This is a genomic window from Streptomyces sp. NPDC029014, assembly GCF_055564695.1.
In genome coordinates this window covers 1-25510 of sequence record NZ_JBVHVT010000004.1, presented here as the reverse complement: position 1 = coordinate 25510, position 25510 = coordinate 1, and the positions used below count along the sequence as shown (strand labels likewise).

At 73.8% G+C, this 25510-nt stretch carries 23 protein-coding genes and 1 pseudogene; 10 read left to right on the top strand and 14 right to left on the bottom strand.

Annotation, left to right across the window (positions count from 1 at the left end; genetic code table 11):
• Positions 1 to 98: 98 nt before the first annotated feature.
• Positions 99 to 899, top strand: a pseudogene (locus ACZ4VL_RS03425) (DMT family transporter); the annotation flags it as partial.
• A gap of 102 nt (positions 900 to 1001) precedes the next feature.
• Here ACZ4VL_RS03425 and ACZ4VL_RS03420 read toward each other — a convergent pair.
• Complete coding sequence (locus tag ACZ4VL_RS03420) at positions 1002 to 2315, bottom strand: transglycosylase family protein (RefSeq protein WP_468195242.1); 1314 nt, start codon at positions 2313 to 2315, stop codon at positions 1002 to 1004.
• 183 nt (positions 2316 to 2498) lie between these two features.
• Here ACZ4VL_RS03420 and gndA point away from each other — a divergent pair, with 183 nt between their 5' ends.
• On the top strand, positions 2499 to 3941 hold the full coding sequence (gene gndA, locus ACZ4VL_RS03415; RefSeq protein WP_468195240.1) for an NADP-dependent phosphogluconate dehydrogenase: 1443 nt from the start codon (positions 2499 to 2501) through the stop codon (positions 3939 to 3941).
• A 349-nt stretch (positions 3942 to 4290) separates the two neighbouring features.
• On the opposite strand, the gene ACZ4VL_RS03410 is transcribed toward gndA, so the two are convergent.
• Genes ACZ4VL_RS03410 through panD form a run of 3 tightly spaced genes read right to left on the bottom strand, consistent with a single transcriptional unit; the run spans position 4291 to position 5702 of the window.
• Positions 4291 to 4920, bottom strand: a complete 630-nt coding sequence (locus ACZ4VL_RS03410) for an aspartate/glutamate racemase family protein (RefSeq protein ID WP_468195238.1) — start codon at positions 4918 to 4920, stop codon at positions 4291 to 4293.
• Positions 4914 to 5267, bottom strand: coding sequence for a GNAT family N-acetyltransferase (locus tag ACZ4VL_RS03405; RefSeq protein WP_468195235.1), 354 nt, complete (start codon positions 5265 to 5267; stop codon positions 4914 to 4916). Before ACZ4VL_RS03405 ends, ACZ4VL_RS03410 begins: the two co-directional genes overlap by 7 nt.
• A gap of 15 nt (positions 5268 to 5282) precedes the next feature.
• A complete protein-coding gene (gene panD, locus ACZ4VL_RS03400) occupies positions 5283 to 5702 on the bottom strand; it encodes an aspartate 1-decarboxylase (RefSeq protein ID WP_468195232.1) in 420 nt (139 codons plus the stop codon).
• A 153-nt stretch (positions 5703 to 5855) separates the two neighbouring features.
• Between panD and ACZ4VL_RS03395 the strand changes: the two genes are divergently transcribed.
• Both ACZ4VL_RS03395 and ACZ4VL_RS03390 read left to right on the top strand, forming a co-directional pair.
• Entirely contained in the window at positions 5856 to 6338 is a 483-nt protein-coding gene (locus tag ACZ4VL_RS03395) for an SWIM zinc finger family protein (RefSeq protein WP_468195230.1), read from the top strand.
• A gap of 368 nt (positions 6339 to 6706) precedes the next feature.
• Positions 6707 to 7267, top strand: coding sequence for a hypothetical protein (locus ACZ4VL_RS03390; RefSeq protein WP_468195227.1), 561 nt, complete (start codon positions 6707 to 6709; stop codon positions 7265 to 7267).
• 216 nt (positions 7268 to 7483) lie between these two features.
• On the opposite strand, the gene ACZ4VL_RS03385 is transcribed toward ACZ4VL_RS03390, so the two are convergent.
• Positions 7484 to 7987 carry a SixA phosphatase family protein gene (locus ACZ4VL_RS03385; RefSeq protein WP_468195224.1) on the bottom strand — a complete coding sequence of 168 codons (504 nt, stop codon included), beginning with the start codon at positions 7985 to 7987 and terminating at the stop codon, positions 7484 to 7486.
• Positions 7988 to 8570: 583 nt separating this feature from the next.
• On the opposite strand from ACZ4VL_RS03385, the gene ACZ4VL_RS03380 reads away from it, so the two are divergent.
• Together ACZ4VL_RS03380 and ACZ4VL_RS03375 are read left to right on the top strand one after the other, a co-directional pair.
• On the top strand, positions 8571 to 11237 hold the full coding sequence (locus ACZ4VL_RS03380; RefSeq protein WP_468195221.1) for a SpoIIE family protein phosphatase: 2667 nt from the start codon (positions 8571 to 8573) through the stop codon (positions 11235 to 11237).
• Between the two features lie 119 nt (positions 11238 to 11356).
• Positions 11357 to 12496, top strand: a complete 1140-nt coding sequence (locus ACZ4VL_RS03375) for an ABC transporter substrate-binding protein (protein WP_468195218.1) — start codon at positions 11357 to 11359, stop codon at positions 12494 to 12496.
• Between the two features lie 37 nt (positions 12497 to 12533).
• Here ACZ4VL_RS03375 and ACZ4VL_RS03370 read toward each other — a convergent pair whose 3' ends face one another.
• Genes ACZ4VL_RS03370 through ACZ4VL_RS03355 form a run of 4 tightly spaced genes read right to left on the bottom strand, consistent with a single transcriptional unit; the run spans position 12534 to position 15821 of the window.
• Positions 12534 to 12995, bottom strand: coding sequence for a DUF3574 domain-containing protein (locus tag ACZ4VL_RS03370; RefSeq protein WP_468195215.1), 462 nt, complete (start codon positions 12993 to 12995; stop codon positions 12534 to 12536).
• 50 nt (positions 12996 to 13045) lie between these two features.
• A complete protein-coding gene (locus ACZ4VL_RS03365; protein WP_468195213.1) occupies positions 13046 to 13927 on the bottom strand; it encodes a DNA-binding protein in 882 nt (293 codons plus the stop codon).
• The gene (locus ACZ4VL_RS03360; protein ID WP_468195211.1) at positions 13924 to 15246 is read right to left on the bottom strand and encodes an MAB_1171c family putative transporter; all 1323 of its coding nucleotides are present in this window, start codon (positions 15244 to 15246) and stop codon (positions 13924 to 13926) included. The genes ACZ4VL_RS03365 and ACZ4VL_RS03360 overlap by 4 nt, the downstream gene beginning before the upstream one ends.
• Entirely contained in the window at positions 15243 to 15821 is a 579-nt protein-coding gene (locus ACZ4VL_RS03355) for a toxin (RefSeq protein ID WP_468195208.1), read from the bottom strand. Before ACZ4VL_RS03355 ends, ACZ4VL_RS03360 begins: the two co-directional genes overlap by 4 nt.
• Positions 15822 to 16194: 373 nt before the next feature.
• Between ACZ4VL_RS03355 and ACZ4VL_RS03350 the strand changes: the two genes are divergently transcribed.
• The 3 genes from ACZ4VL_RS03350 to ACZ4VL_RS03340 all read left to right on the top strand — a co-directional run bounded on the left by ACZ4VL_RS03350 (position 16195) and on the right by ACZ4VL_RS03340 (position 18131).
• Positions 16195 to 16719 (top strand): DUF6463 family protein, encoded by a 525-nt coding sequence (locus tag ACZ4VL_RS03350; protein WP_468195205.1) that lies wholly within the window; start codon positions 16195 to 16197, stop codon positions 16717 to 16719.
• A gap of 93 nt (positions 16720 to 16812) precedes the next feature.
• Complete coding sequence (locus ACZ4VL_RS03345; RefSeq protein WP_468195203.1) at positions 16813 to 17709, top strand: proline iminopeptidase-family hydrolase; 897 nt, start codon at positions 16813 to 16815, stop codon at positions 17707 to 17709.
• An 86-nt stretch (positions 17710 to 17795) separates the two neighbouring features.
• Positions 17796 to 18131: an antibiotic biosynthesis monooxygenase family protein gene (locus ACZ4VL_RS03340; protein WP_468195199.1), complete on the top strand. Its 336-nt coding sequence runs from the start codon at positions 17796 to 17798 to the stop codon at positions 18129 to 18131.
• A gap of 25 nt (positions 18132 to 18156) precedes the next feature.
• Here the strand turns inward: ACZ4VL_RS03340 and ACZ4VL_RS03335 are convergent, their stop codons facing one another.
• The 4 genes from ACZ4VL_RS03335 to ACZ4VL_RS03320 all read right to left on the bottom strand — a co-directional run bounded on the left by ACZ4VL_RS03335 (position 18157) and on the right by ACZ4VL_RS03320 (position 22537).
• On the bottom strand, positions 18157 to 18687 hold the full coding sequence (locus ACZ4VL_RS03335) for a hypothetical protein (protein ID WP_468195196.1): 531 nt from the start codon (positions 18685 to 18687) through the stop codon (positions 18157 to 18159).
• A 54-nt stretch (positions 18688 to 18741) separates the two neighbouring features.
• Positions 18742 to 19806 (bottom strand): SCO0930 family lipoprotein, encoded by a 1065-nt coding sequence (locus ACZ4VL_RS03330; protein ID WP_468195495.1) that lies wholly within the window; start codon positions 19804 to 19806, stop codon positions 18742 to 18744.
• Positions 19807 to 19961: 155 nt separating this feature from the next.
• Complete coding sequence (locus ACZ4VL_RS03325; RefSeq protein ID WP_468195193.1) at positions 19962 to 21404, bottom strand: NADH-ubiquinone oxidoreductase-F iron-sulfur binding region domain-containing protein; 1443 nt, start codon at positions 21402 to 21404, stop codon at positions 19962 to 19964.
• Positions 21401 to 22537: a hypothetical protein gene (locus ACZ4VL_RS03320; RefSeq protein ID WP_468195191.1), complete on the bottom strand. Its 1137-nt coding sequence runs from the start codon at positions 22535 to 22537 to the stop codon at positions 21401 to 21403. The genes ACZ4VL_RS03325 and ACZ4VL_RS03320 overlap by 4 nt, the downstream gene beginning before the upstream one ends.
• Before the next feature lie 446 nt (positions 22538 to 22983).
• Between ACZ4VL_RS03320 and ACZ4VL_RS03315 the strand changes: the two genes are divergently transcribed.
• Positions 22984 to 24303 (top strand): PucR family transcriptional regulator, encoded by a 1320-nt coding sequence (locus ACZ4VL_RS03315; RefSeq protein WP_468195188.1) that lies wholly within the window; start codon positions 22984 to 22986, stop codon positions 24301 to 24303.
• Between the two features lie 126 nt (positions 24304 to 24429).
• On the opposite strand, the gene ACZ4VL_RS03310 is transcribed toward ACZ4VL_RS03315, so the two are convergent.
• Positions 24430 to 25356, bottom strand: a complete 927-nt coding sequence (locus ACZ4VL_RS03310; RefSeq protein WP_468195185.1) for an RNA polymerase sigma factor — start codon at positions 25354 to 25356, stop codon at positions 24430 to 24432.
• Positions 25357 to 25510 lie beyond the last annotated feature (154 nt).

Genomic DNA, 25510 nt, shown 5'->3' with positions numbered 1-25510 from the left:
GGGGGCGGGGTGGGTGCCGGGTGGGGTGCCGGGCGTACCGCGCACGCAGGGGGCGGGGGGTCGCGTACTGCTCGAGGCGTACGTCCGGGGTGGGATCGATGCCCTCCTGCAGGGGGAGGAAATGGCCGGTCGGCTGGGGCATGGTGGATTTCATGAGTGCCCTGGTGCTGTCGGTTCTGCTCTGTCTGGTGTCGGCCGTCGCGTACGCAGGTGGTGCGATCGTTCAGGAGCGTGTGGCGGAGAGCACCCCGGACCGGCCGTACGCCCCGCTGCGCCGGGCGGCGTGGTGGGCTGCGGTCGCGCTGAACTGCCTCGGTGCACTGCTGCACGTGGTGGCCCTGGCGTACGGGCCGCTCAGCCTGGTGCAGCCGCTGGGCGCGCTCACCATCGTCTTCGCGCTGCCGATGGCCGCCGTCCTCGTGCACCGCCGGGCCGGGGCGGCCGCATGGCGGGGCGCGGTCCTGGCGACGGTGGGCCTGGCCGGGCTGCTGGCCCTGACCGGCGGGGACGGGGGCCGGCTGCCGGCGGGCGGGGAGCGGAGCCTGCTGCTGGCGGCGACCGGGGCCGCGGTGGGCGTGCTGTTCCTGGCGGCGCACCGGATGCGGCGGGCGGTGCTGCGCAGTGTGCTGCTGGCCGCGGCGGCCGGTACGTCCTTCGGGATGGGCTCGGTGTTCACCAAGTCGGTGGCCGAGGGGGTCACCGCGGGGGCGGCCGTCCCGGCAGGGGCGGCGAGTCAGGTCTGGCCGGAGCTGGCGGCGATCGCGGTGCTGGCGTCGGGCGGGCTGCTGCTGTCCCAGGCGGCCTACCGGGGTGCGGGGCTGACCGCGCCGCTGGCCACTGTGACCGTGGTCAATCCGGTGGTCGCGGCGGCGGTCGGCATCACCCTGTTCGGGGAGGGCTTCCGGTACGGGACTGCGGGCGGGGCGGTGGCCCTGGCGAGCGCCGCGCTGGCGGCGGCCGGCCTGGTGGTGCTCACGGCCGTGCCGCCGCACGTGCGGGGGTCAGATGCCGGCCCCGTGGGAACGGAGGTACTTCAGCGGGTCGATGTCGGAGCCGTAGCCGGCCGTCGTGCGGATCTCGAAGTGCAGGTGGGGCCCGGAGGAGTTCCCCGTGGATCCGGAGCGGCCGATGCGCTGGCCGCCCGAGACCTGCTGCCCCTCCTTGACCCCGAGCGCCGACAGGTGGGCGTACTGGGAGTACCGGCCGTCGGCGTGCCGGATGACGACCTGGTAGCCGTACGCACCGGCCCAGCCGGCGGAGACGACCTCGCCGGGGCCGACTGCCTTGACGGTGGTACCGGTGGCGACCGGGAAGTCGACACCCGTGTGATAGCCGCTGGACCAGGCGGAGCCGGCCTTGCGGTAGGCGGTGCCGATGGCGGAGTCGACGGGGGCGACGAACCCGCTCGCGGCCGGCTGCTGCTGCGGGGCTGACGCGGGCTTCTCCGCGGGCTTGGCGGCCGGCCGGGCCGCCTGCCCGCCGTCGGGCTTCGGGGCCGGCTGCTCGGCGGGCTTCTCGGCGGGCTTCTCCGCGGGCTTCTGGGCCGGCGCCTCCGCGGTCTTCTGCTCGGCGGGCTTCTGCTCCACGGGTGCCACGGGCGGCACCGGCTCGGCGGTGCGCGGCGGCTTCTCCGGGTTCTGCACGGGCGGGGCGGCGGTGATGCGCAGGGTGAGCCGCTGCCCGGGGAAGATCAGGTTCGGGTTGCTGCCGACGGTGGCCCGGTTGGTCTCGTACAGCGCCTGCCATCCGCCCTCGACGTGCCGGCGGGTGGCGATCGACGAGAGCGAGTCGCCGGGCGCGACCACGTACGGGTTGGGCAGGACCGAAGTGCCCGTCGGGCGGGGCTCGGTGGCCGGCCGGTCGCCGGCCGGGGCCTGCGGCGCCTGGACGGTGACGACCTTGTGCTGCGGCGTCAGGTCGGGGGCCGGGCCGCCGCGGGCGAGCCCGGCGTGCTTGCCGCAGTTCGGCCAGGCCTGTGGGCCCTGGCCCTGCAACACCTTCTCCGCGACCGCGATCTGCTGTTCCCTGGTGGCCTGGTCGGCGCGGGGGGCGTACACGGTGCCGCCGAACGCCCGCCAGGTGCTCTGGCTGAACTGGAGTCCGCCGTAATAGCCGTTGCCGGTGTTGATGTGCCAGTCGTTCGTGGACTCGCAGTCCGCGACCTTGTTCCAGGTGTCCACCGATGCGGCCTGCGCGGTTCCCGCCCCGGCTCCGACGAGCGGGAGCGCGATGCCGGCTCCGCCGGCGGTGACGGCGAGCGACGCGCGGTTGATGCTGCTCGGCTGGTACCGGCGGTGCCGGCCCCGTACCCCCATGGAAGCCCCCTCCACGACATCAGGAATCCCACAACCTAACGACGAGCACAAGCCCTGACAAGGGGCGCAACCGGGCGCACGGAAGAACAAGTTGACATTGTTTTGTGAGTAGAAAGATCCGCGGGCGTGCGCACCGGGGTAGCGTCGAAGTCCCCGCACGTCGAAGCACTCAGGAGCGCACGCATGAGCAGCACGGCCCAGATCGGTGTCACCGGGCTTGCGGTGATGGGCAGCAACCTCGCCAGGAACTTCGCCCGCAACGGGTTCACCGTCGCCGTCCACAACCGCACGGCGGCCAAGACCGAGGCCCTGGTGCAGGAGTTCGGGCACGAGGGGTCCTTCGTCGCCGCCGCGTCCGCGAAGGAGTTCGTGGACGCGCTGGAGCGGCCGCGCCGCCTCATCATCATGGTGAAGGCCGGGGAGCCGACCGACGCCGTGATCCGCGAGTTCGCCCCGCTGCTCGAGCCGGGCGACGTCATCATCGACGGCGGCAACGCCCACTTCGAGGACACCCGGCGGCGCGAGCGGGAACTGCGCGAGCAGGGCATCCACTTCGTGGGCGTGGGCATCTCGGGCGGCGAGGAGGGCGCACTGCGCGGGCCGAGCATCATGCCCGGCGGCTCCGAGGAGTCGTGGGACTCCCTGGGCCCGCTCCTGGAGAAGATCGCCGCGAAGGCCGCCGACGGCACGCCGTGCACCTCGCACGTGGGCCCCGACGGCGCCGGGCACTTCGTGAAGATGGTGCACAACGGCATCGAGTACGCCGACATGCAGCTCATCGCCGAGGCCTACCACCTGCTGCGCGACGTCGCCGGCTACTCCCCCGCGCGGATCGCCGAGACCTTCCGGGCCTGGAACCGGGGCCGGCTCGACTCCTACCTGATCGAGATCACCGCCGAGGTGCTCGCGCACACCGACGCCGCGACCGGGCGCCCGTACGTGGACGTCGTCGCGGACGCGGCGGAGCAGAAGGGCACCGGCCGCTGGACCGTGCAGATCGCCCTGGACCTGGGCGTGCCGGTGTCGGGCATCGCCGAGGCGGTCTTCGCCCGCGCCGTGTCGGGCCACGCGGAGCTGCGCACCGCCGCCCGCGGGCTCGCGGGCCCGTCGGCGGAGCCGCTGCCGGCCGCGGAGGCGGACGCGTTCGCCGCCCGGGTGGAGCAGGCCCTCTACGCCTCGAAGATCGTCTCGTACACACAGGGCTTCCACCAGATCCAGGCGGGCAGCCAGGAGTACGGCTGGGACATCGACCTCGGCGCGATGGCCTCGCTCTGGCGGGGCGGCTGCATCATCCGGGCCGCCTTCCTGGACCGCATCCGGGCGGCTTACGACGCGCAGCCCGGCCTGCCGAGCCTGCTGGCCGACGCGGGCTTCGCGCAGGAGATCGGCGCGGCCCAGGACGACTGGCGGGCCGTGGTGACGGCCGCGGTGGGCCAGGGCATCCCGGTGCCGGCGTTCGCGGCCTCGCTGGCCTACTACGACGCGCTGCGCGCGGAGCGGCTCCCGGCGGCGCTCACCCAGGGGCAGCGGGACTTCTTCGGGGCGCACACGTACCGGCGCACGGACCGCGAGGGCTCCTTCCACACCCTCTGGAGCGGCGACCGCTCGGAGGTCCGCACGGCCTGACGCGACCGCGCGGCGGCACCGTCGGCGGCGGCAGCGCCGTCGCCGACGGGCCGCGGCCGGTCGGTGTCAGCTCAGCGGGCCGGGCTGGGGGACGGGCGCGGGCCCGGGCGGTGCGGGCACCGGATCCGGCTCGGGAAACGGACCGGGCACCGGCGGAACCGGCCGCGGAATGGGCTCGGGATCCGGGAACGGGTTCGGCCCGGGGCTGGGCGGCGGCTCGGGCACGGGCGGCTGCGTGTCCTCGGCAGTTCGGCGCCGCACATCGCGCACACCTTGAACGTCTTGCACCATACGCCCCACCTTCCCCGGATCCAGGCGGGTACGCCTCCCGGCCCGGACCGGGCGGGGGTCAGCCGTAGCCCCCGGCGACGACGGCTGCGGCCAGGCCGGGGGCCGGGCTGGAGAGGAGCGGGACGGTCGTCGTCGCGAGGGCCGTGGCGGCGGCCATGGACGCCTGGGCCAGGACGACGGCGTCCGCGTCGGCCACGGCGTCGGCGGCCTCGGCCACGAGTGCCAGGTACCCGGCGGTGTCCCCCGCCTCGAAGCGCTCCCAGGCTCCGGCGACGACACGGGGCGTGATCACCACCGGCCGGCCGCCCGCCTCCTCGGCGAGCAGCTCGGCGGTGGGTCCGAGCGTCGACTCCAGGGCCGCCAGTACGACGATCCGCGGGCCGGTACGGACGGCGGCCGCGGCCATCGGCCGGTCGACCCGCAGCACCGGCACCCCCAGTTCCGCGGCCAGGGACTCCGCGACCGCCCCGATCGTCGAGCAGGTCACCAGCACCGGGCCGGCGCAGTCCGCCAGCAGCGCCCGCAGGTCCGCGGCCACCGAGCCCGGGCCCTGTGCGCGGGCCCGGTCCAGCAGCTGCGGCACCACGAGGTGGTGCAGTACGGCCCCCGGGTGGTTCCGGTTCCGCAGTGCGTCGAAGACGGGGACGTGGACCGGCGAGGTGTGCAGCAGGGTCAGGCAGGTCACCACAGGTCGGCGCTGGCGTTCAGCTGCGCCCGGGCCGCGGCGACCACCTCGGCGGGGGCCTCGGGCGCCTGGTCGGGGTGCCGGGCGGCCCAGCTCGCGGCGTAGGGGCAGAAGGGGACCACGGGGACCCCTTCGGCGGCGGCGATCCCGTAGAGGGCGTGCACCAGGTCCCCGGCGATGCCCCGCCCCTCGTGGCCGGGCTCGACGATGGTGTGCACGGCCACGAGCGCGCCGGGCTCCCGGTCGAGCACGAAGTACGCGACGAGGCCGACGGCCTCCCCGTTCTCCAGCGCGAGCAGCCGTCCGGCCTCCCGCTCGTCCTTGAACTCGATCGACCCGGCCTGCGTCATGGTCCCCGACTCCTCTCAGACGGCAACCGCGTGGGGGCTGCGCTCCTGGTCCGTGCCCGGCACCGGGGCGGACGGGTCCGCTCCCAGCTCTACGATGCGGTTGTGCGCGTCCACGTGCACGACGCGCGGGGTGAACGTCCTGGCCTCGGCGTCCTCGAACTGCCCGTAGCTGATGAGGATGACCAGGTCGCCCGGGTGCACGAGGTGCGCGGCGGCGCCGTTGATCCCGATGACCCCGGACCCCCGCTCGCCCTCGATGACGTACGTCTCCAGCCTCGCCCCGTTGGTGATGTCGACGATGTGGACGAGCTCCCCGGGCAGCAGGTCGGCGGCGTCGAGCAGATCGGCGTCGACGGTCACGGAACCGACGTAGTGCAGGTCGGCCTGCGTGACGGTAGCCCGGTGGATCTTGGACTTGAACATGGTGCGAAGCATGCGGAAACTCCCGGTTCGTCTGCTCCCTGCCTGCGGTCGTGCAGGTCAAGTGCGTCGCCCGGAGCGTACAACGGTTCGCATGTTCGGTCAGCCTCCTCGCCCGCCGGAGCATTCTCCGGAAGCGTCCCGTGGTGGCGTTCCCCATTCGGTTGAGTGGGCGCTGTGACGTGTTCTTTGGGCTTCGGTGAGACCGACTTGCGGCGGCTGGCGGGTGCGCGCTCCTTCGAGCGGGGACGCGGCTACCTGTCCGCGGTCACCCGGCTGGAGATCGGAGCCGAACCGATCAACGCGACCGTCGACGGCAGCGATGCCTACGAGGTGGAGCTGACCGAGGACGGGGGCGGCGCGCTCACCGCCTGGTGCGACTGTCCGTACGGCCAGGAGGGCAACTTCTGCAGACACTGCGTCGCGGTGGGTCTCACCGTCCTCGCGCAGGCCGAATCCGTGCCCCGGCAGCGGTCGGCGGCGGCCTCGCGCACCCGGGTGCTGGACACCTGGCTGGAGTCCCGCACCCGCGAGCAACGCTCGCCCTGGTACGGGAACAGCTCGCCGAGGACCGCGGTCTGCGGCGCCGCCTGGAGCTGCGCGCAGCCACGGCCGCGGAGGATGTCGGCGTCGTCCGCGAGCGCATCCTGAGCCTGCTCGACACCGGCCCCTTCGCCCGCCACGGCTACGTCGAACACGCCGACGCCCGCGCCTACGCGCGACAGGCGGCCGAGGCGGTCACCGCCCTGCGGGCACTGGCGGCCGGCGGCAGGTCGGCGGACGCGGTGCGGGTGGCGCGCGAGGCGCTGAGGGAGCTCGGGCGTTCCCTTGGGATCGGCCCGCCACGCGGCCACCACGATGTCCCGGGCGCGGGCCAGACCGGGCCCGCCCAGCACGTCCCGGTAGTCGAAGAGGTCGATGTCGGTGGCGTAGTGCACGTCGTCGAACAGGTGGTCCACCAGCCATTCGGCGGTCTCGGCCGGGTCGGGCCGGGCGCTGGATGGGCGGAGAAGCACCTCATGGAGCGCTTCCTGGAGGCCGACGGCGGGGACGTGGACGCACTCGTCGCCGTCCACGCTGCGGACCTCGCCCCGAACGGCCACACGCACCGCGTGATCGCCGAGGAGCTCGCAGCGGCGGGCCGCTCGGTCGAGGCCCTGGAGTGGGCCGAACGCGGCCTGCGGGAGGCGGTGTCCGACTGGGGTCCGGACGACGAGCTCGTCGCCTTCGTCTGCGAACGCTACGCACGGGCCGGCCGCCTCGCCGACGTGGTCACGGTCCGCCGGGACCTACTGCGGGCCCGTCCCTCGCTGGCCACCTACCAGCACGTACGTACGGCGGCCAGCGCGGCCGGCATCTGGGAGGGCGAGGGCTCGGAGCGCGCGGGCGCCCTGGAGACGCTGAAGGCCGCAGCCCGGCCCGACAAGGGCGTCTGGTACGGCGGCTCGGCGCTGGTCGGCGCGCTGTTGGACGACGACGACCTCGACGCCGCCTGGCAGGCCGCGACGGATACGCGGACCAGCGGCAGTGGCTGGCCCTGGCCGACGCGGTCCGCGACCAGCGGCCGGCCGATGCACTGACCGTCTACCTGCGCTGGATCGAGCCCCTGCGCGGCCGAACCGGCGACGACACGTACGCTCGCATGGCGGGGTAGCTGCTCGGTGTCCGCGCCTGTCACCGTGCGCCGGGCACGGAGGACGAGTTCGCCACGTACCTGGCCGCCCTGCGCGCCGACCAGAAGCGCAAGCGGAAGCTGATGGCGGTGCTCGACCAGCACGGCCTCTGAGCGGTCCCTTTCAGCCGCGTGGGATCGCGAAGGACGTGAGGGCCGCGGCGGCCGGGGCGAGGGCGGACCAGGGCGCGGGGCAGCTGAGGACGGCGACGGCCGAGGTCGGGAACTTGGTCGCGATGCGGTCCAGGTCCGGGGCGGGGGCTTCGCCGGCCAGGAGCAGGACCAGCTCCTGCAGGCCCGGGTTGTGACCGACGAGGAGCAGACGGGCGACCTCGGTCGGCGCGTCCCGTACGGCGTCGAGGAGGTCCTCGGCGTCGGCCCCGTACAACCGCGGCGCGAAGCGTACGGGCGGCTGATCGGGGAGTTCCGCGGCGGCCAGCTCCCAGGTCTGGCGCGTGCGCCGGGCCGTGGAGCACAGGACGAGGTCTGGCAGGAGGGCGGCCCGGGCCAGCAACCGCCCGGCTGCGGGGGCATCGCGCAGTCCGCGCGGGCCGAGGGGGCGCTCACGGTCGGGCACGCCCTGCGGCCAGGCGCTCTTGGCGTGCCGAAGGATCACCAGGTCCGGCATGGGCCGAGCCTAACGGACGGCCGGCAGGACGCATGCGAACGACCTACGAAGCGGGCTCCCTGCGCCGGCATTGTCCGGATCAGGTGCTGGGGGTCGCCTTCGGGTCACCACACCCTCGGGCCTCTCAGCCAGACAGCTGCTGTCGGTCCCGGCGGACGTTCTTCTCTTCCGCCGCAATCGGCTACTCCTGTCGAGCTCCCTCGCTCACTTCATAGGCCTACTCCTTGGCTACCCCGCAGCAGAGGAGGGAAACATCCCTTTTCCACTATTTCCTCCCCGCCGGAGCCGGTGCTCCCTGGACGTGAACGTGGTGCGAAGCATGGGGACGCCGCGGTCCGCGGGGCTTCGGGGGCGGTGGTCGACGCCCGGGGGCGCCGCCGCCCGCTGCCGACCGGGCGCGGAGGTTAGAAAATGGACTATGAGCAACTATCTGGGGGACCTCCGGCGCTGGCTGCTCCGCTCGGACGCGGGCGTTTCCGCCGGGCCGCGAAGGCCCCGCTCGGGGCGCCGCCGGGAGCCCCGGTGGCAGGCCCCGCCCCCCCGGGCAGGGGGGCGGCCGCAGCGTCTGTCCTCGCTCCTGAGCGTGCGCAGCGTGGCCGGCGAGGTGTTCCTCCTCCAGCTGGGCGTGGTGGTGCTGCTCGTCGTCGCCGCGGTGGTGGCGCTCGTGGTGCAGGCCCGCAGCGCGGCCATGCTGGACGCCCGGCACCGTACGCTCGCCGCCGCCGGAGCGTTCGCGGAGTCTCCGGGGATCGTCGCGGCCCTGCGCAGCGCCCATCCCAGCGCGGTGCTGCAGCCGAGCGCCGAGGCGGCGCGGAAGATCGCCGGGGTCGACGGCATCAACGTGTACACGCTCGACGGGGTCACCCTCACCCACAGCAATCCGAAGCAGATCGGGAAGCACGTCGTCGGGCCGTTCTCCAGGGCGGCGGCCGGCAGGTCCTTCACCGAGACGTTCGCGGGGTCCCTGGGGCAGTCCGTGGTCTCGGTGGTCCCCGTCAAGGACCCGTCGGGCCGCGTGATCGCCGTCGTCTCGTCCCCGGTCACGGTCCAGAACGTGCAGAGCATGGTGAACAGGCAGCTGCCGGTCGTCCTCGGCAGTGCGGCCGTGGTGCTCGCCCTGTCCGCCGGCGGCACCGCCCTGGTGAGCCGCCGGCTGCTGCGCCGGACCCACGGACTCGGGCCGGCCGAAATGACGAGGATGTACGAGCACCACGACGCGGTGCTGCACGCGGTCCGCGAGGGCGTGCTGATCGTCGGCGACGGCGGACGGCTGTTGCTGGCCAACGACGAGGCGCGCCGGCTGCTGGACCTGCCGGCGGACGCGGAGGGGCGCCCGGTCACGGACCTGGGGCTGGAGGAGGGGATCGCCGAGCGGATCGCGTCGGGCCGGTCCGCGACCGACGAGGTGCACATGGCCGGCGATCGGCTCCTGGCGGTGAACATCCGGCCCACCGCCCCCTACGGGACGGCCGGGACCGTCGTCACCCTGCGGGACACCACCGAGCTGCGGGCGCTGTCCGGCCGGGCCGAGGTGGCCCGCGAGCGGCTGAAGCTGCTCTACGACGCGGGCGTGCGGGTGGGGACGACGCTGAACGTGGAGCGCACGGCGGAGGAGCTGGCGGAGGTGGCGGTCCCGCGGTTCGCCGACGTCGTCACCGTGGACCTGCTGGACCCGGTGCTGCGCGGCGAGGAGCCGCCCGAGGTGAACACCGAGATGCGCCGCACCGCCGCGGTCGGCCTCCGGGGCGAGCACCCGCTCTACCCCGTCGGCAAGCTGATCCGGTTCGTCCCCGCCAGCCCCATGGCCACCGGGCTCGCCGGCGGCCATGCGGTCCTGGAGGCGGACCTGCACGCCACCCACGGCTGGCGGACCCAGGACCCGGCCAATTCCCTGCGGATCCTGGACCGCGGCATCCACTCCATGATCGCCGTGCCGCTGCGGGCCCGGGGGGTCGTGCTGGGGATGGCCGGCTACTGGCGGGGGCAGGATTCCCCGCCGTTCGACGAGGAGGACGTGTCCTTCGCCGAGGAGCTGACCGCGCGGGCCGCCCTGTCCGTCGACAACGCCCGCCGCTACACCCGCGAGCACACCGTGGCCGACACCCTTCAGCGCAGTCTGCTGCCCCGCGGTGTACCGGAGCAGTCGGCCGTCGAGGTCGCGCACCGCTACCTGGCCGCCCAGGCCGGTGTGGGCGGTGACTGGTTCGACGTCATCCCTCTGCCCGGGACACGGGTGGCGCTGGTGGTCGGCGACGTCGTCGGCCACGGGCTGCACGCCGCCGCCACCATGGGTCGCCTGCGCACCGCCGTGTACAACTTCTCCACCCTCGACCTGCCGCCGGACGAGCTCCTGAGCCACCTGGACGAGCTGGTCTCCCACATCGACGCCGACGAGCAGGAGTGGCAGGGGATCACCGGAGCCACCTGCCTGTGCGCCGTCTACGATCCCGTCACGGGGCAGGTGACGACCGCGACCGCCGGTCATCCGTCCCCCGCGCTGGTCCTCCCCGACGGCACGGTGTCCTTCCCCGAGGTGCCGGTCTCCCCGCCGCTGGGCCTGGGCGCGGGCATGCCGGTGGAGACCACCACGCTCACCCTGCCCGAGGGCTCCCGGCTGGCGCTGTTCACCGACGGGCTCATCGAGAGCCGCGACCGCGATCCGGACGCGGGGCTGGCAGCGCTGCGCGCCGCCCTGGCCGGGCCCGCCCGCACCCCGGAGGAGACCTGCACCGCGGTGATCGACGCGATGCTGCCCGCGAAGCCCGTCGACGACGTCGCGCTGTTGGTGGCCCGCACCCGCCGGACCGATCCCGCACGGATGGCCGAGTGGGACGTGCCGCCCGACCCCGCTGCGGTGTCGCGGGTGCGCAACGCCTGCGCCCGCCGGCTGGAGGACTGGGGCCTGGAGGACATCGCGTTCACCACGGAACTCATCCTCAGCGAACTGTTGACCAACGCCATCCGCTACGGCAGCGAGCCCATCAGGGTGAGGCTGCTGTACGACCGCGGCCTGATCTGCGAGGTCTCCGACGGGGCCAGCACGTCCCCGCACCTGCGGCGGGCGGAGGACACCGACGAGGGCGGTCGCGGCCTGTTCCTCGTCGCGCAGTTCGCCCAGCGCTGGGGCACCCGCTACACCGCCCGCGGCAAGATCATTTGGAGTGAGCAGGCCCTCCAGGACGGGGCGGCACCGCCCGTGGCGGTGCCCGGGGAGGCGCTCCTGGCCGGGTGGGACGACGAGGCGTTCTGAGAGCGGCGACGGCGCGGCAGCGGCGGGGAAGGCGGCGGACACCACCGGCTGGGACTGCACTGCCGGGGCCGCCGAACGTACTCTGGCCTTGATCGGTTCGCGACCGTTATGGAGCCTTTGTGCCCGCACCCCGCCTCCGGAAAGCCTCCGTCGCCGTCTGGCTGGCCCTCGTGGCGGCGCCCCTCGGCGCGTGCGGGGAGGAACCCCCCGCCACCCCCGCGACACCCGCGGCGGCCACCTCCGCGGCGGACGCCGGCGGCATGGCAGCGCTGACGGCGGCGGCGAAGAAGGAGGGGACGCTCAACGCGATCGCGCTCCCGGACGACTGGGCAGGCTACGGCGCACTGATCGACGGCTTCGAGAAGAAGTACGGCATCAAGGTCACGGTGGAGAACCCGGAGGGCAGCAGCCAGGACGAGATCGCCGTCCTGAAGGAGCACCGGCGCGACGGCCGGGCCCCCGACGTGATCGACGTCGGGACCTCGTTCGCACAGCCCGCGGCTCGGCAGGGCCTGCTCGCTCCGTACGAGGTCGCGGTCTACGACGACATCCCCAAGGAGCAGAAGGACCCGCGGGCCCGCTGGGCCAACAACTACGGCGGCTACGTCTCGATCGGCTGTGACGCCACGCGCGTCGAGACCTGCCCCGCGACCTTCGCCGACCTGCTCAAGCCGGAGTACAAGGGCAAGGTCGCGCTCAACGGCGACCCGACGACGTCCAACTCCGCCTTGGCCGGCGTGTATGCGGCGGCCCTGGCCAACGGGGGTTCGTTCGACGACATCCAACCCGGTATCGACTTCTTCGCCGAGCTCAAGAAGAAGGGCAACTTCATCCCGATCGAATCCACCCCGGCGACGATCGAGAAGGGCGAGACGCCGATCAGCATCGACTGGGACTTCCTCAACCTCGGGTACGCCGACGAGTTCCGCAGCAAGGGCATCGACTGGCGGACAGCCATCCCCTTCGACGGCAGCTTCGCCCAGTACTACGCCCAGGCGGTGAACAAGGACGCCCCGCACCCCGCGGCGGCACGGCTGTGGCAGGAGTACACCTTCAGCCCGGAGGGCCAGAACCTACGGCTCGGTGCCTACGCACGCCCCGTCCTCATGGAGGCCATGGAGAAGAACGGCACCCTCGACAAGGCGGCAGCGGACGAACTGCCGACCGTCGAGGGCACGCCGACGTTCCCGACCGAGGCCCAGACGGAGAAGGCGAGACGGACCGTCAACCGCAACTGGGCGAAGGCCGTCCAGGACTGACCGGGACCGGCTCTTGCTCTTGCCCGCGGCGGGCGGCTCAGAAGTCGGCGTGGACGCGGGCGTCGGCGCGGCCCACGGATTCGAGGCCGTACGTGCGGCAGTAGACGGAGCGGATGTACTCGATGTCGCGGTCCCGGGCGCGGGATTCGCCGACCGGGTAGAGGACGGTGAGCTCCCAGGACTTCTCGCGGTTGATGTCGCCGTCCTTGTCGCGCCACTGGCCTCTGGCCTCCTGGAGGGTCAGGCCGGCCGGGAAGCGGGGGGTGATCACGTCGGAGACGAACTTCGAGAACTCCTCGTCGGGGATGGGCGGCTGGCCGCCGTGCCGGCCCGTTCCGAAGTAGAGGTGGGTGGACACGTACGGGAGGCCGCTCTCCACCACGGCCTCCTGGCGTGCGGCCGGGGCGGCGTCCGAGACCGGGCTGCCGGAGGCGGCGAAGACGACGGCCGAGACGAGTACGGCGACGGCCGCGGACATCGGGATCCGGATGTGGCGCATGGCAGGGCTTCCTATCTGTGCGTCGGGGGCGTGGAGGTGGTGCGGTGTGCTCAGGCGGGCAGTGCGGCCCGCAGGTGGACGGCCGCGTCGCGCAGGCGCGGGGGGACCCCGACCGTGCGGCACAGTGCGGCGGCCGTCCTGCCGAGGGTTTCGGTGGTGCGGGCCGAGCCGATGCCGGCGGCCCGGGGGGCGAGGTCGGCGATGAGCTGCTCGGCCTCGTTCCATGCGCCGGCGCCGGCCAGCGCGGCCAGCAGCTGCGCCGTGAACAGGTGCCGGTAAGAGGGTCCGGGCGCGGTCGCCGCCCGGTGCAGCAGCGGGACGGCCCGCTCCCGGTCGCCCAGCCGGGCCAGGACCCAGCCTTGGTGGCCGGTCAGCTCGGTCTCGTCGATCCACCAGGCCCAGTGCGGGTCGTGGCGGGAGATCCCGTCGAGGAAGCGGCTGCGGGCCCGGTCGATGAGGTCGAGGGGTTCGCGGCGGGCCCCGAGCAGGGCGGTCGCGTGGGCCCGGCGGATCAGGGTGAGGCTGTGGACCCGGGCGGGCAGCGGGCGGCGGCCGGGCACCCGGGAGACGGTGTCGAGGGCGGCACGGGCCCGGCCGGTGTGGGTCTGGAGCATGGCGTGGTTGAGGTGGACGAGCCGGGCGGTCCAGTGGTCCCCGGCGAGGTGGGCGAGGTGCAGCGCCCGCCGGTTGGCGGCGCTGGCGGGCGCGTAGTGGCCGGCGTCGAACAGGATCCAGCCGATGACCTCGCACAGTTCGGCGACGGCGGCCAGCCGGTCGCGGTCCCGGCGCCGGGCGGCCAGGCCGCCGGGGGCGGCGGTGAGTTCGGGGAACTCCCGGACGGCGGCGCGGGCGGCGGGGACCGCGGCCGTGGCGCCGTGTTCGGCGTCCAGGGCCACGAGCCGCTCGACCGCACGGAGGGCGGCGCGGCTCACCGGGCCACGGTCCGGGAACCGGAGCCGGTGTCGGTGCCCTCGTCGGTCCCGGGGCCGCTGCCGCTGTCGGTGCTGCTGCCGCCGTCGTTGCCGCCGGCGGTGCCCGGGCGCGTACGGGTGCGGGGCGCGCCGGCGGTCCGGCGGCCGAGGGTGCGGAAGGCGGCGGCCACCTCGGTCAGCCAGGCCACTTCGGCGCGGAAGTCCTCGTACGGGGGTCGGGCCGGCATGTCGGCGGTGTCGGGCGGCTCGGCGGTGCGCGCGGCGGCCGGCCGGTCCACGGCGACCCGCAGTTGCAGGGCCTCGCCGAGGGGGGTGGTCGGGTCCTCGGGCAGGCCGCGGTCCCGGGCGGCCCGGGCGAACTCGGCCTGGGGCAGGCAGGCCCGCAGCATCAGTTGGCCGTCGCGGATCTCGACCACGCGGCGGTAGAGGCTGTAGTGCGGGTCGCGGGGCGGCAGCAGGTCGCGGGGCCAGGAGCGGGGCGGGTCGAGGGCGATGTCGGGGGTGGCCCGGTGCAGGGCCTGCCACAGGGGGCGGAGCCGGAGGTAGGCGCGGTAGCTGCGGATCCAGCCGCGGGCCCGGGTGAGGTGGATGCCCCAGGAGGGGATGGTCCAGCCGGTCACCTGGAGCAGGGCGCCGACGCTGCCGCAGGTCCACTGCACGGGGTCGAGGGCGGCTCCGTCGAAGTGCAGCCGGGTACCGGCTATCTGGATGCCGCGGGTGACGCAGTAGACGAGGATGAGGCTGGCGCCGAGGGTGACCGTGCGCATGCCGACGACGAGCCACTGGCGGTTGGCGACGCGGGTGAAGCGCAGGGACAGCCGTACCGTCTCCCACTGTCCGATGGCGCAGATCAGCAGGTAGCCGGACATGTAGAGGGCGTATCCGCCGTCCTGGATGCTGAGCAGGATCGTCGAGGTGGCCGTCTCGGACTTGGCGACCGGGCCGACGTGGAACGAGGCCGCGACCAGTGCGGCGAGCGCCGCGGCGTAGAACAGCACGCGGCGGCGGCTCCTGCGGCGGGCCTCGGCCGGTGGCGCCGACCAGTGGACGAGCACGACCTGCTGGGCGGCGGTGAGGACCACCACGGCGACCTGGGTGATCAGGGAGGTGATGTTCGGCAGGCCGAAGAAGGCGGAGATCTTCAGCCGGATCAGGTCCAGGTCGACGAGGAAGCTGACGCCGGAGCAGAGGAAGTAGACGCACAGCGCCCACAGGGCGGTGTCGCGGGGCCGGCGCCGCAGGTCGGGCAGCCGGTAGGCGAAGGCGGCGAGGCCGACGGCGGTGCAGATCCATGCCAGGGCGGTGTAGACCGCGGTCACGGCTGCTCCGTGCGGCCGAGGCCGAGTTCGATGCGGGCCACGACGTCGGCGGCCTCGGCGGGGGCGCTCCAGGCGGGTTCCACCCAGCGCTGGCTGGCGCGGGACAGCAGCAGCGAGGCCAGGGTCTCCGCCTCCTGTTCCTCGTCGTCGCTGTAGCGCGAGCGCATCAGCAGGCCGCGCACCTCCGCCGGGTCGACGTCGGACAGCAGGCGGCCCGCGTCGTCCTGGCCGCCGAGCTGGACCGGGCCCTGGTGGTCGAAAGCGATGTGGGCGAGTTCGTGGGCGATGATGTGTTCCTTGTGCGCCGGGGACGCCGACTTCTCGAAGGCGACGATGTCGAATTCGTCCAACTTCAGCCAGATGCCGAAGAGATGGCGGTCCGGAAATGAAGTGGGAATCAGATGGATCGGGCGTCCGCGCCGTGCGCACAAATACCGGTGGAGTTCGTCGATGCCGAATCCCTGCTCGATGCCCCACTCCGCGATCCGCGCCTCGCACGTGCGGCGGACCTGCTTGAGCCGGCGCCTGAGCAGTCTGCCCTCCGAAGTCGGTAAACCTGCGCCAGGTATCTTCATCCCCATCTCCGAGCAGACGACGCGGCCATGATGCCACAGCGGCAACACGCCACCGTCCGGCGCGAGTTCGATTCGGCCAAGGGGGACTTCGGGCGGTACGGGCGGAATTCCCGCACCGCGTGCCGCATTTCCGGAGCGGGCGACCGTACCCCCGTCACATGCCCGCGGGTTCGCGGAGGCGGCCGGGGTGGCCGGGCCACCGTCGACGGCCCGGGACCGGCGGGCGCGCGGGCGTCCGCGGTCGGACGGATTGGCCGGATCACCGTGGGCGCCCCGGGGGGGCCGACAGTACCTGTCTCATTGATCACGCCAGGTTGTACGCTACCGTACACATCACTTATACGGTGTCGTATAGAACTGAGGGGGCCCTGCCGTGCCGGAACGTACAGAGGTCGGTGACCGTGGAAAGCGCCTGGTCCGCTGGGCGAGCGGGATCTTGGTCGGACTGGGGACGGGGCACCTGTCCCTGCTGACCTACGCCGCCCGGGACGACATCGCCGGGTGGGTGGACCGGGGCGCCTGGGCTGCCGTCCCGCTCGGTCTCGCCGACGGTGGCGCCAACCCGACGGTGGAGGCCTTGCAGACCAAGGTCGCGTTCTGGGCCGGGGCGGGGAGCTTCGCCGTGCCGCTGATCGTGCTGGGCTGCCTGATGTGGCACCTCGCCGGGCGCGGGGTGGCGGTGCCCGCCTGGGTCGGCTGGGGCCTCGCCGCGTGGAGCGCGCTGGGCGGTGTCCTGCTGGTGCCCTCGCCCTACTTCGCAGGGACCGCCGCCGCGCTGCTCGTCGTACTGGCGGCGCGCCGGGGAGCGGCCCGGCCGCAGACCGCCCGGCTGCAGACCGCCCGGTCGGGGGCGGCCGCCAACGCGGGGGCGGGCCGATCGGAGGCGGGCCGGGGGTAGCCCGGGGTGAGCCCGGGGTCCGCGGCGGCGCGTCGCGGGGACGCGCGGAGCGGCCTGCGCCGAGGATGGGGCCCCCGAGCGGCTGGAGGTGCCGTGGAGATCAGCGAAGGGACCGTGTCCGTCAGGGGCCGGCGCACCTGGTACCGGATCGCCGGCCCCTGGCCCGCCGAGGGGGCGCGGTCGCCGCTGCTGGTGCTGCACGGCGGTCCGGGGGTGCCGCACGGCTATCTGACGGACCTGGACGACATGACCTCCTCCGGGCGCACCGTCGTCTACTACGACCAGGCGGGCTGCGGGAGGTCGGGTCCCCTCGACGACCCGGCGGAGTGGACCCCGGACACCTTCGTGGAGGAGGTGGGCGCCGTCCGTGAGGGGATCGGCCTCGACCGGGTGCACCTGTTCGGCCACTCCTGGGGCGGCATGCTCGCCCTCGAGTACGCGCTGCGGCGCCCGCCCGGCCTGGCGAGCCTGGTCCTCGCCGGGACCTGCGCGAGCGTCCCGCTGCTCGCCTCCGAGGTGCGGCGCCTGATGGACCGGCTGCCGGCCGGGGTGCGCGAGGCCCTCGCCCGGCACGAGGCGGCCGGGACCACCGACAGCGCGGAGTACCAGGAGGCCGCGGCCTCGTTCTTCAGGCTGTGGATGTGCCGCCTCTCGCCGCTCCCGGAGCACGTGGCGCAGGCCTCCGCCGCCGTCAACGCGGAGCTGTACGGGGCCATGTTCGGCGCCGAGTGGAACATCACGGGGACGCTCAGGGACTGGGACGTCACCGCGCGCCTCGGCGAGCTCGACCTGCCGGTGCTGGTCACGACGGGCCGGTACGACGAGATCACCCCGGCGGTCGTCCAGCCCCTGGTGGAGGGGATCCGCGGGGCCCAGTGGATGGTCTTCGAGGAGAGCGCGCACCTGCCGATGGCCGAGGAGCCCGAGCGGTACCGGGCCGGGCTGGAGTCGTTCCTCTCCCGGGTGGAGAGCGACGCGCAACACCCTTAGGCCGTGCGGGTCACCGTGCCCATCCCTCCGGGTGATGGGCGGCTCCTCGACGACTGGACCGGGTCCGTAAGGGGAGCAATCAAGGCATGACCGTTACCGCGAACATCGACAGCAGCCGCCCCGTCGCCACCCTGATCAACGTCTTCACCGTCGCGCCGGAGCGCCAGCAGGAGCTGATCGCCCTGCTGACGCACGCCACCGAGGAGACGATGAAGCACCAGCCGGGCTTCGTCTGCGCCAACTTCCACGCCAGCCAGGACGGCGAGCGCGTCATCAACTACGCCCAGTGGGAGAGCGAGACGCACTACCGTGCCATGCTCGCCAACCCGGAGGCCCGGGTCCACATGGACCAGGCGGCCACCATCGCGACGGACGTCCAGCCCCGCCTCTTCCACGTGACCTCCCACCACAAGAGCGCGTAGCCGGGCCCGGGCGCCCCCGGGCGGCTCACGGGGAGGTGTGGCCCTCGTGGGGGGTGGAGCCGTGGGCGGCGCCCGATTCGAGGCTGCCGCCCAGTTTGTCGTGCAGGGGGCCGAGCGCCTCGGGCGTGGCGGCGGTGACGACCCAGCGGGGTCCGACGAGGTAGTTCCCGCCGTACATGCGGGATTCCGCCAGCCAGGCGCTGCGGCCCTCCTCGGTGGTGAAGGTCGCCATCCGGTACGCCTGCGGGCCCGTCCCGCACGCCCCCTCGCGGATCTCCTCGGCGTCGACGGTGACCTCGGGGGTGCAGCCGAGCGCGGCGGCGATCTCCTGGAAGGAGTCGGGGCGGGCGGACGGACTCGCGGACGGGTTCCCGGACGGACTCGACGGACTCGCGTCCGGCGCCGCGGACCCGCCGGTGGCGGCGGCGCCGGCGACCGCCCGGTCCTCCGCGCCGGATCCCTGTGGGGCGGCCGTGCCCCCGCCGGCGCAGCCGCCGCACAGGAGCAGCACCGGCAGGACGGCGCAGGCCGCGAGGTGGCGGGGGGTCGGGGACACGGCTGCCTCACAGGGGGTTCTGGTGGAGGGGGAGGGGGGACTGCCGGCGCGCCGTCAGGCGGCCTTCTTGCCGTTCTCGGTGACGGCGAACCACAGGTTCTGCTTCTTGTGACCGTTCGTCTGGCCGGGCTCGGTGTCCCCGGTGAAGGTGTAGACGGGCCAGCAGTCGATCGTCAGCTGCTCGGTTCCGTCCGGCCGCTTCACCGTGCCGATCAGCTCGGGCTTGACGCCGATCGCCTTCGTCTTGTCCACGGGGGCGGCGGGCTTCCAGGTGTCCGTGCAGGCCCCGACGCACGCGATCTTCATGGGCCAGGCACTGTCCTTGTCGAAGCGGTAGAGGGTGCGCCACTGGCCGTCCACCAGGATCTTGCCGAGCTTTTCGTTCGCCGCCACGGAGAGCTCCGTCTCCTTCTTCGCCGACTGGTCGCCCGATCCGGAACCAGAACCAGAACCCGAACCGTATCCGGATCCCATTCCCGAACCGGATCCCGATCCCGTGTCCGTTCCCGAATCACCGCCCGTCTTCTGTTTCTTGTCGACCGCCTTCTTGCCGTCCGGGGCCAATGCGTGCCACGTGCCGCCGACGCCCTCGCCGTTCGCCTCACCCGCCTTCGTGTCCTTGGCATACCGGTACACGGGCCAGCCCGCGAGGGTGAGCTGCTTGGTGCCGTCCGAGCGGGTGACCGCACCGAGGAGACCCGCCTCGATGCCGGCCGAGGCCGACGCGTCGTCCGCGGGGACCGGCGGCCAGGTGGTGGCGCAGCCCCCGTCGCAGTTGGACTTGGGGGGCTGCGGGGTGTCCTTGTCGAAGCGGTAGAGGGTGTTGCCGCCGCTGTCGGTGACGACACTGCCCACGTTCGCGATCTCCCGGACGGCGAGCTGGCCCGCCGCCCCGCCCTTGCCCTTGGCGTCCGCCCCGGCGCCCGAACCGCTCAACTGTCCGGGGTTCGCCCCGTACCCGCCCGTCCCGTTCCCCGATCCGTACCCGTCCGCCAGGGCCTTTCCGGCACCTACCGGCTGTACGGAATTACCGCCGCCGGCGGCGTTTCCGCCGCTGCCGCAGCCGGCCGCCAGCAACAGTACGGCGGCCACCGATCCGGCAGTTGTCACGCGGCGCATCTTGTTCACGGTCACTCCTTCGGGTTGGTCCCGGGGGGTTGTCTTGCTGAGTAATTCATAAACCCTGGGGAGGCCTCGAAATTGAAATTCTCGGGAATTTATCAGATCCCGCTAATCCCTGAACTCCGGGCGACCGACCGAGGGTTGCGGCCGGTTCATTCCTGGATGCGCAGCGCGAGCGCGGGGCAGCGGCGCACCGCGCGAGCGGCCTTCGGCCGCAGCCGTCCCGGGAGCGGCATGACGGCCTTGTCCGGGTAGCCGTCGATGTCGAGGCGCACCACCTCCGGCAGGAGGTCCACGCACAGGCCGTGGCCCCTGCACAGGGTCCAGTCCACGACGAGCTGTTCGGTGCTCTCGTCGTCATCAGGCAGCGCCAGGCATCCGATGACACGGCGTCCGCAGCCGCTGCCGAGGGCGTGGTCGCGCAGTTCGTCGGGGAAGGTGGCGAGCGCGGAGGCGACGAAGTTCGCCGTGCCGTCCGGATGACTGCAGGCGCCGCGCTTGCGCACCGCCTGCATGCGCAGTTCGATCGCGTCGAGGGCGGCGCGGCCTCCCCCGGTGGCCACGTCCTCCAGGGCGGAGGCGAGCGAGGGCAGTCCGCGGAAGCACGGCCCGCACTGGCCGGCGGTTTCGTCGGCCATCCAGCGGGCCACCCGGGCGATCTCCCCCGCCGGGCAGGTGTCCTCCGGTAGCGGCAGCACCGCCCCGGCCCCGAGCACGGCCTTGACCGTGGCCAGGGACTGCCGGGAGAGCAGCACGTTGCGGGCCGCCTGGGCGCTCAGGAACTTGCCGTGGTAGCCGCCGATCAGGACGCCCTGGCCCGGTGAGGTGCCGCACAGGTCGAGGACGTACGCCAGTGAGGTCCCGAGCGGCACTTCGAGGACGGTCGAGCCGGCGACCGTGAGCAGCATGGTGCCCGGCTCGGTCGGGAGGCCGGCGGTGCGGTAACCGGCGGCGCCCATCCGGGCGGCGATGGCGAGTTGGGCGTAGGTCTCGGTGTTGGACAGCAGGGTCGGCAGCCCGCCGAGGCCCCGGTCGCTGGTCCGTACCTTCTGCCCGGACGGGAGGGTGGGCCCGCCCTCGATGCCGTTGATCATGGAGGTGCCCTCGCCGGTGACGAAGCGCTCGGGCAGCATGGCGACCCGCACCAGGCTGCCGGCCCCCCGTTCGGCGATGGCGGTGCGCAGGGACCGCTCGACGTCGTCCCGGGTGACGCCGAAGACGACGTCCTCGGCGCCGATGGCCGAGGCGGCGAGCAGGGCCCCGTCGATGACCAGGTGCGGGGAGTTGAGCAGGATCGCCTTGTCCTTGAGGCAGCTCGGCTCGCCCTCGCTGCCGTTGATGACGAGGGCGGTGCGCCCGTCGCGCGAGCGGGCGGTGCGCATGACGGCGCGCAGCTTGCGGGCGAACGGGAATCCGGCTCCCCCGCGGCCGCGCAGGTCGATGTCCTCGGCGAGTTCGACGAGTTCCTCGGGTCCGTACGAGGGCACGGGCCCGTGTACGACGAGGTGGTCTTCCCGGTCCAGACGCGGCAGGGCGTCGAGTCCTGCCAGCACCCGGGGCTGGCCCACGCAGCCGAGGGCCGGGGTCACCGTCACGACCGCCTCCGTGCGCCGCCCGCGGGCCGGCCGCCGGGCCGGTCGGTGGAGACGTCGAACCGGCGGCTGCCGAAGGTGGAGGCCGCACCGTACGGCGGGGTCGCGGGTACGGGCCGCAGCGGCGGCCGCTGCGAGGGCACGCCCTGTGCGGTGGCGGAGGCGAGCAGGGGGTCCGCCACCGGGTCGGCGAAGGTGCCAGCGTACGGGTCCGCGGGCTGCTCGGGAAGCTGCTGCGTCGGGCCGCCGGGGCTGCCGTCCGTCTGTCGGGCGAGTCGGGCGGTCAGGCGCTCTGCGGCCCACTCCGCGGGCCGGCGCAGGAACCCGTCGTTCGAACGCCCCCGCTCCGGCCCGGCGCTGCGGGCCGCCGTCGGCGGCTGTGCGGCGGCCGGCTTGTCGCGCTCGACGCGCAGCCTCCTGCGGAGCCGGATGAGGAGCACCCCGGCGACGCCGACGAGGCACATCCCGTACGCGACGGTGACCCAGCCTGCCGCGACGCGGCCGGACTGGAGGCCGTGCACCAGCGATGCGCCCCAGGCCGGATAGGCGCCGACGTGCAGGGCCCGCCACCACAGCGAGCGCCCTTTGGTGGCGAACGCGCTGCGGACCGCGCCGGAGACGGCGACGCTGATGAAGAGGTATCCGGCCAGACTGCCGAGTCCGATCAGTACCGGCTGGTCCTCGTCCGTGAAGGGGATGAGGGCGTTGACGGCGCTGGTCCGCGACTCCGCGATCTTGATCCAGATGTGCAGGGCGAGGAAGCCGAGGCCCGAGACGGCGAGCCCGCGGTGCACCCCTTGGGCGACGATCCGCAGGCCGGAGGTGAACAGGAGGCGGTCGGTGGCCGCGAGGCCCCACAGGACGGCCGAGGTGAGGGAGACGAGCGAGAGGACGCCCGCTCCGAAGTCGAGGAAGTCCCACAGGTTGGTGAGCCCGCCCGCCCGGGCGGCCACGCCCAGGAGGAGCAGGACGGCGAGGGCGACGGCGGCCAGCGCCGCGGGGTGCAGACCACCGGCCGCGGACAGCATGAGCGGCCGGCGCAGGGCACGCCGGCCGGCGGCCGCGGCCGCATCGGCGCGGCGTCTGGTACTGCGTGCCCGGTGGGAGCGGGGCGCGCGGGTCTGGGACAAGGGCATCGGGTTCTCCCATACGCCCGGGCCCGAGGCTCTCCACTTCGCACTCGGCGCCCGGGGTAGTCGACGGAACTGCTCCGCGGCGGGCCGGAGATGAGGACCGCGCCGGCCGGGAGCGGGGGGCCGGAGTGCAGAAGCATCGTGGACCTTTGCAACGCCTCCACAGGATTTATCGAATCGTGACAAGTTCTTGTGCGTGTGGCATCGTCCTGCCGACCGGCCCCGGAAGATTCCGTTCCAACGGTGTGGTGGAAGCCGAGTCACGCCTTGTCCGCCACCACACCTCCCCGTCGGCAAAAACGAGGCAAAGTCGCGGGACCGCAAGTGGATGACCCTCTCCTGAGAGGGCGTACGAGTGCTCAACTCCTCCGTCTGCACAGGCGCCGACGAGGGAGGGAAGCCACTCGACGGGCCTGTTTACACCCCCATGGGACAGGCCGTACCCCGGCATGAACGAGGTAACAATGTGCGAACTGCTGAACCGTATCTGGGCCCGCCCCCGCGGCGAATGGACCCGGGTCCTGCGCAGGGAACTGCCCGCGCTGGCGTCCGGGATGGTGGAGGAGCTGAGGGACGGGATCCCCGGCTTCGCCGCACTGGTCGATGACCTCGACGACGAGGTGGTCAGAGCGCAGTTCGAGGCGGCCCTGCTCACCGCCCTCGGATACCGCGAGCCGGTGGCACAGGACCAGGGCCCGCGGGCGGAGCACGACGCCGCCCCCGACCAGCGGCCCCGGTCGACCCGCGGTGCGGGCGCGTACGACGCCGCGGCCGGACATCCGGACCTGGACGAGGACGACCGCGTCGACGAGTACGAGGACCCGGTCGAGGACCGGTACCCGACCCCCGGCCGGGAGTCGGATCCGGACGAGGCCGTACTGGCCGAGATCCGCGGCCGGATTCCTAAGCAGGGCCGCAGGAGGATCGCGGCCCCGCTGACGGTGGTGTCGTCCGACCGCACGGGCAACGCCTCCGAACGGGCGCGGCGGGAACTGTTCTCCGCCCTTACGTCTGACATGCCCATGGCCGAAATTGCCCTGTCCGAGCTGGCCCGCGTGGCCAACTGGCCGCTGCCGGCCGAGATCCGCGCCATCGCCCTGGTCACGCCGGGCGAGACCCAGCAGCTCGCGGCCGCCCTGGACGACGCCCTCGCCGGCATGGTCGGGGGCCAGCCCTGCCTGCTGGTCCCCAGCCCGGAGGACCCGGACGCCCGCGCCTCCCTGGAGGTCCTGCTGCGCGGCCGGTTCGCCGCCGTGGGCCACCCGGTCGCCCCCCGCGACACCTCCCACTCCCTGCGCTGGGCGCTGCGACTGCTGTCGCTCACCCCGAACCGCACCGGTCTCGACGGGAGGCCCCTCTTCGTCGACGACCACCTCTCGACCCTGCTGCTCCTGCAGGACGAGCCGCTCGCCCACGCACTGGCCGCGCGCTGGCTGCGACCGCTGGCCGATCTGACACCCCGCCAGAGCGAACGGCTCGAAGTGACCCTGCTCGCCTGGCTGGAGGGCGGCGGAGCACCCGAGGCCGCGAAAGCGCTGAGCGTGCACCCGCAGACGGTGCGCTACCGCATGCGCCAACTGGAGAAGCTCTTCGGCCCAGGGCTGCGCGACCCCCGGACCCGTTTCGAACTGGAGATGGCCCTGCGCAGCCGCCGCCTGATCGCCCAGGTGCGGCGCCAGTACTCGCGGGTGGGGCGCAAGGCGCGCGCCGCCACGAGCGATTTCGGTTCTCTGGGCGTGGGCCGGATGGCCCGCGTCAACGGTCTGTAGCAGACGTCAGCCGTGCACGGGGCGGAGCCTCCTCCACCGCGTCCCGCCACGGCCCGGTCCGACACCCCCTTCGGCCCCGGTTCCCTCGCCACCCGCACGGCGCGAGGGAACCGGGGCCGCGGTGCGTCAGCGGCCGGCGGCGACCTGCGGGGCCGCGGGGCACAGCGCGGCATTGAGGTCGAGGAGTTCGGCGTACGCCCGCGAGCAGGACCGGCACCCCGCCAGGTGGCGGGCCAGGCTCCGGCCGCCGCGCGACGTCCCGCGGCGCCGGACGGCCGCGCCGAGCACGCTGCCGAAGCGGCGGCAGCGACCGTCGGCCGTGGTGGCGGCGGTCTCGACGTGCGCCCGCAGGTACGCCTCGCGCAGCCCCGCGCGGGCCCGGAAGGCCAGCGAGGTCACCGCGCTCGGGGTGATCCCCAGCAGCAGGGGGACGGGATGCGGGCAGTCGTCCTCGACGAGGGTGTGCCACAGCACGGCCTTCCACCGCTCGGGCAGCGTGTGGAAGGAGCGGGCGACGAGCCTGCGGTCCTCGTGCTCCAGCATCCGGCGCTGCGGGTCGTCCCCGCCCTGCCCGGGCGGGCACCACGGCTCGACGTCCGGCGTCAGGACGGTCCGCCCGGCCCCGGCCCGCCACTCGATGGCGGTGTGGCGGACCACCGTCAGCAGGTACGGGCGCCAGTGGTCGCGCGGCCCGGCTCCCGAACGGACGGCCTGGAGCGTGCGGATGAAGGCCTCGGAGGCGAGGTCCTCGGCGTCCTGCGGGGCCCGGCAGCAGCGGCGCGCGCACGCGAAAGCGGCGGCTCCGTGCCGCCGGTGGAGGAGTTCGCAGACCTCGGGGGCGCCCGTACCGGACGCGTACGCCTGCCGGAGCCGGCGGATCAGGTCCCCGTCGGAGGGTTCGCACCGCCCGGCCGCGGGGGCGTCGCCCGCGGTTTCGGGCCGGGGCCGGTGCGTTAACCGGGGCGGTGACTCGGCTGCGGAAGGGCGGGCGGGGACGGCAAGAGGCCCCTCCGCGCACTGCGGAAGGGCCGTGGGACGGCGGGAGCCGGGCATGGCGGGCACTCCTGGAGACGTTCCGGGGCCCTCGGGCCCCTGCGGGCGGCGGCACGGACAGACGTGGGGGGGGGGGGGGGGGGGGGGGGGGGGGGGGGGGGGGAGGTTGGATGGGGTGGCAAGGGGGGGGGGGGGGGGGGGGGGGAGTGGGATC

Coding starts and splice junctions, on each gene's coding strand:
- ACZ4VL_RS03420 (WP_468195242.1), bottom strand. CDS start 2,315: ATGGGGGTACGGGGCCGGCACCGCCGGTACCAGCCGAGCAGCATCAAC.
- gndA (WP_468195240.1), top strand. CDS start 2,499: ATGAGCAGCACGGCCCAGATCGGTGTCACCGGGCTTGCGGTGATGGGC.
- ACZ4VL_RS03405 (WP_468195235.1), bottom strand. CDS start 5,267: ATGACGCAGGCCGGGTCGATCGAGTTCAAGGACGAGCGGGAGGCCGGA.
- panD (WP_468195232.1), bottom strand. CDS start 5,702: ATGCTTCGCACCATGTTCAAGTCCAAGATCCACCGGGCTACCGTCACG.
- ACZ4VL_RS03390 (WP_468195227.1), top strand. CDS start 6,707: ATGGAGCGCTTCCTGGAGGCCGACGGCGGGGACGTGGACGCACTCGTC.
- ACZ4VL_RS03385 (WP_468195224.1), bottom strand. CDS start 7,987: ATGCCGGACCTGGTGATCCTTCGGCACGCCAAGAGCGCCTGGCCGCAG.
- ACZ4VL_RS03370 (WP_468195215.1), bottom strand. CDS start 12,995: ATGCGCCACATCCGGATCCCGATGTCCGCGGCCGTCGCCGTACTCGTC.
- ACZ4VL_RS03355 (WP_468195208.1), bottom strand. CDS start 15,821: ATGAAGATACCTGGCGCAGGTTTACCGACTTCGGAGGGCAGACTGCTC.
- ACZ4VL_RS03340 (WP_468195199.1), top strand. CDS start 17,796: ATGACCGTTACCGCGAACATCGACAGCAGCCGCCCCGTCGCCACCCTG.
- ACZ4VL_RS03330 (WP_468195495.1), bottom strand. CDS start 19,806: ATGCGCCGCGTGACAACTGCCGGATCGGTGGCCGCCGTACTGTTGCTG.
- ACZ4VL_RS03320 (WP_468195191.1), bottom strand. CDS start 22,537: ATGCCCTTGTCCCAGACCCGCGCGCCCCGCTCCCACCGGGCACGCAGT.
- ACZ4VL_RS03315 (WP_468195188.1), top strand. CDS start 22,984: ATGAACGAGGTAACAATGTGCGAACTGCTGAACCGTATCTGGGCCCGC.
- ACZ4VL_RS03310 (WP_468195185.1), bottom strand. CDS start 25,356: ATGCCCGGCTCCCGCCGTCCCACGGCCCTTCCGCAGTGCGCGGAGGGG.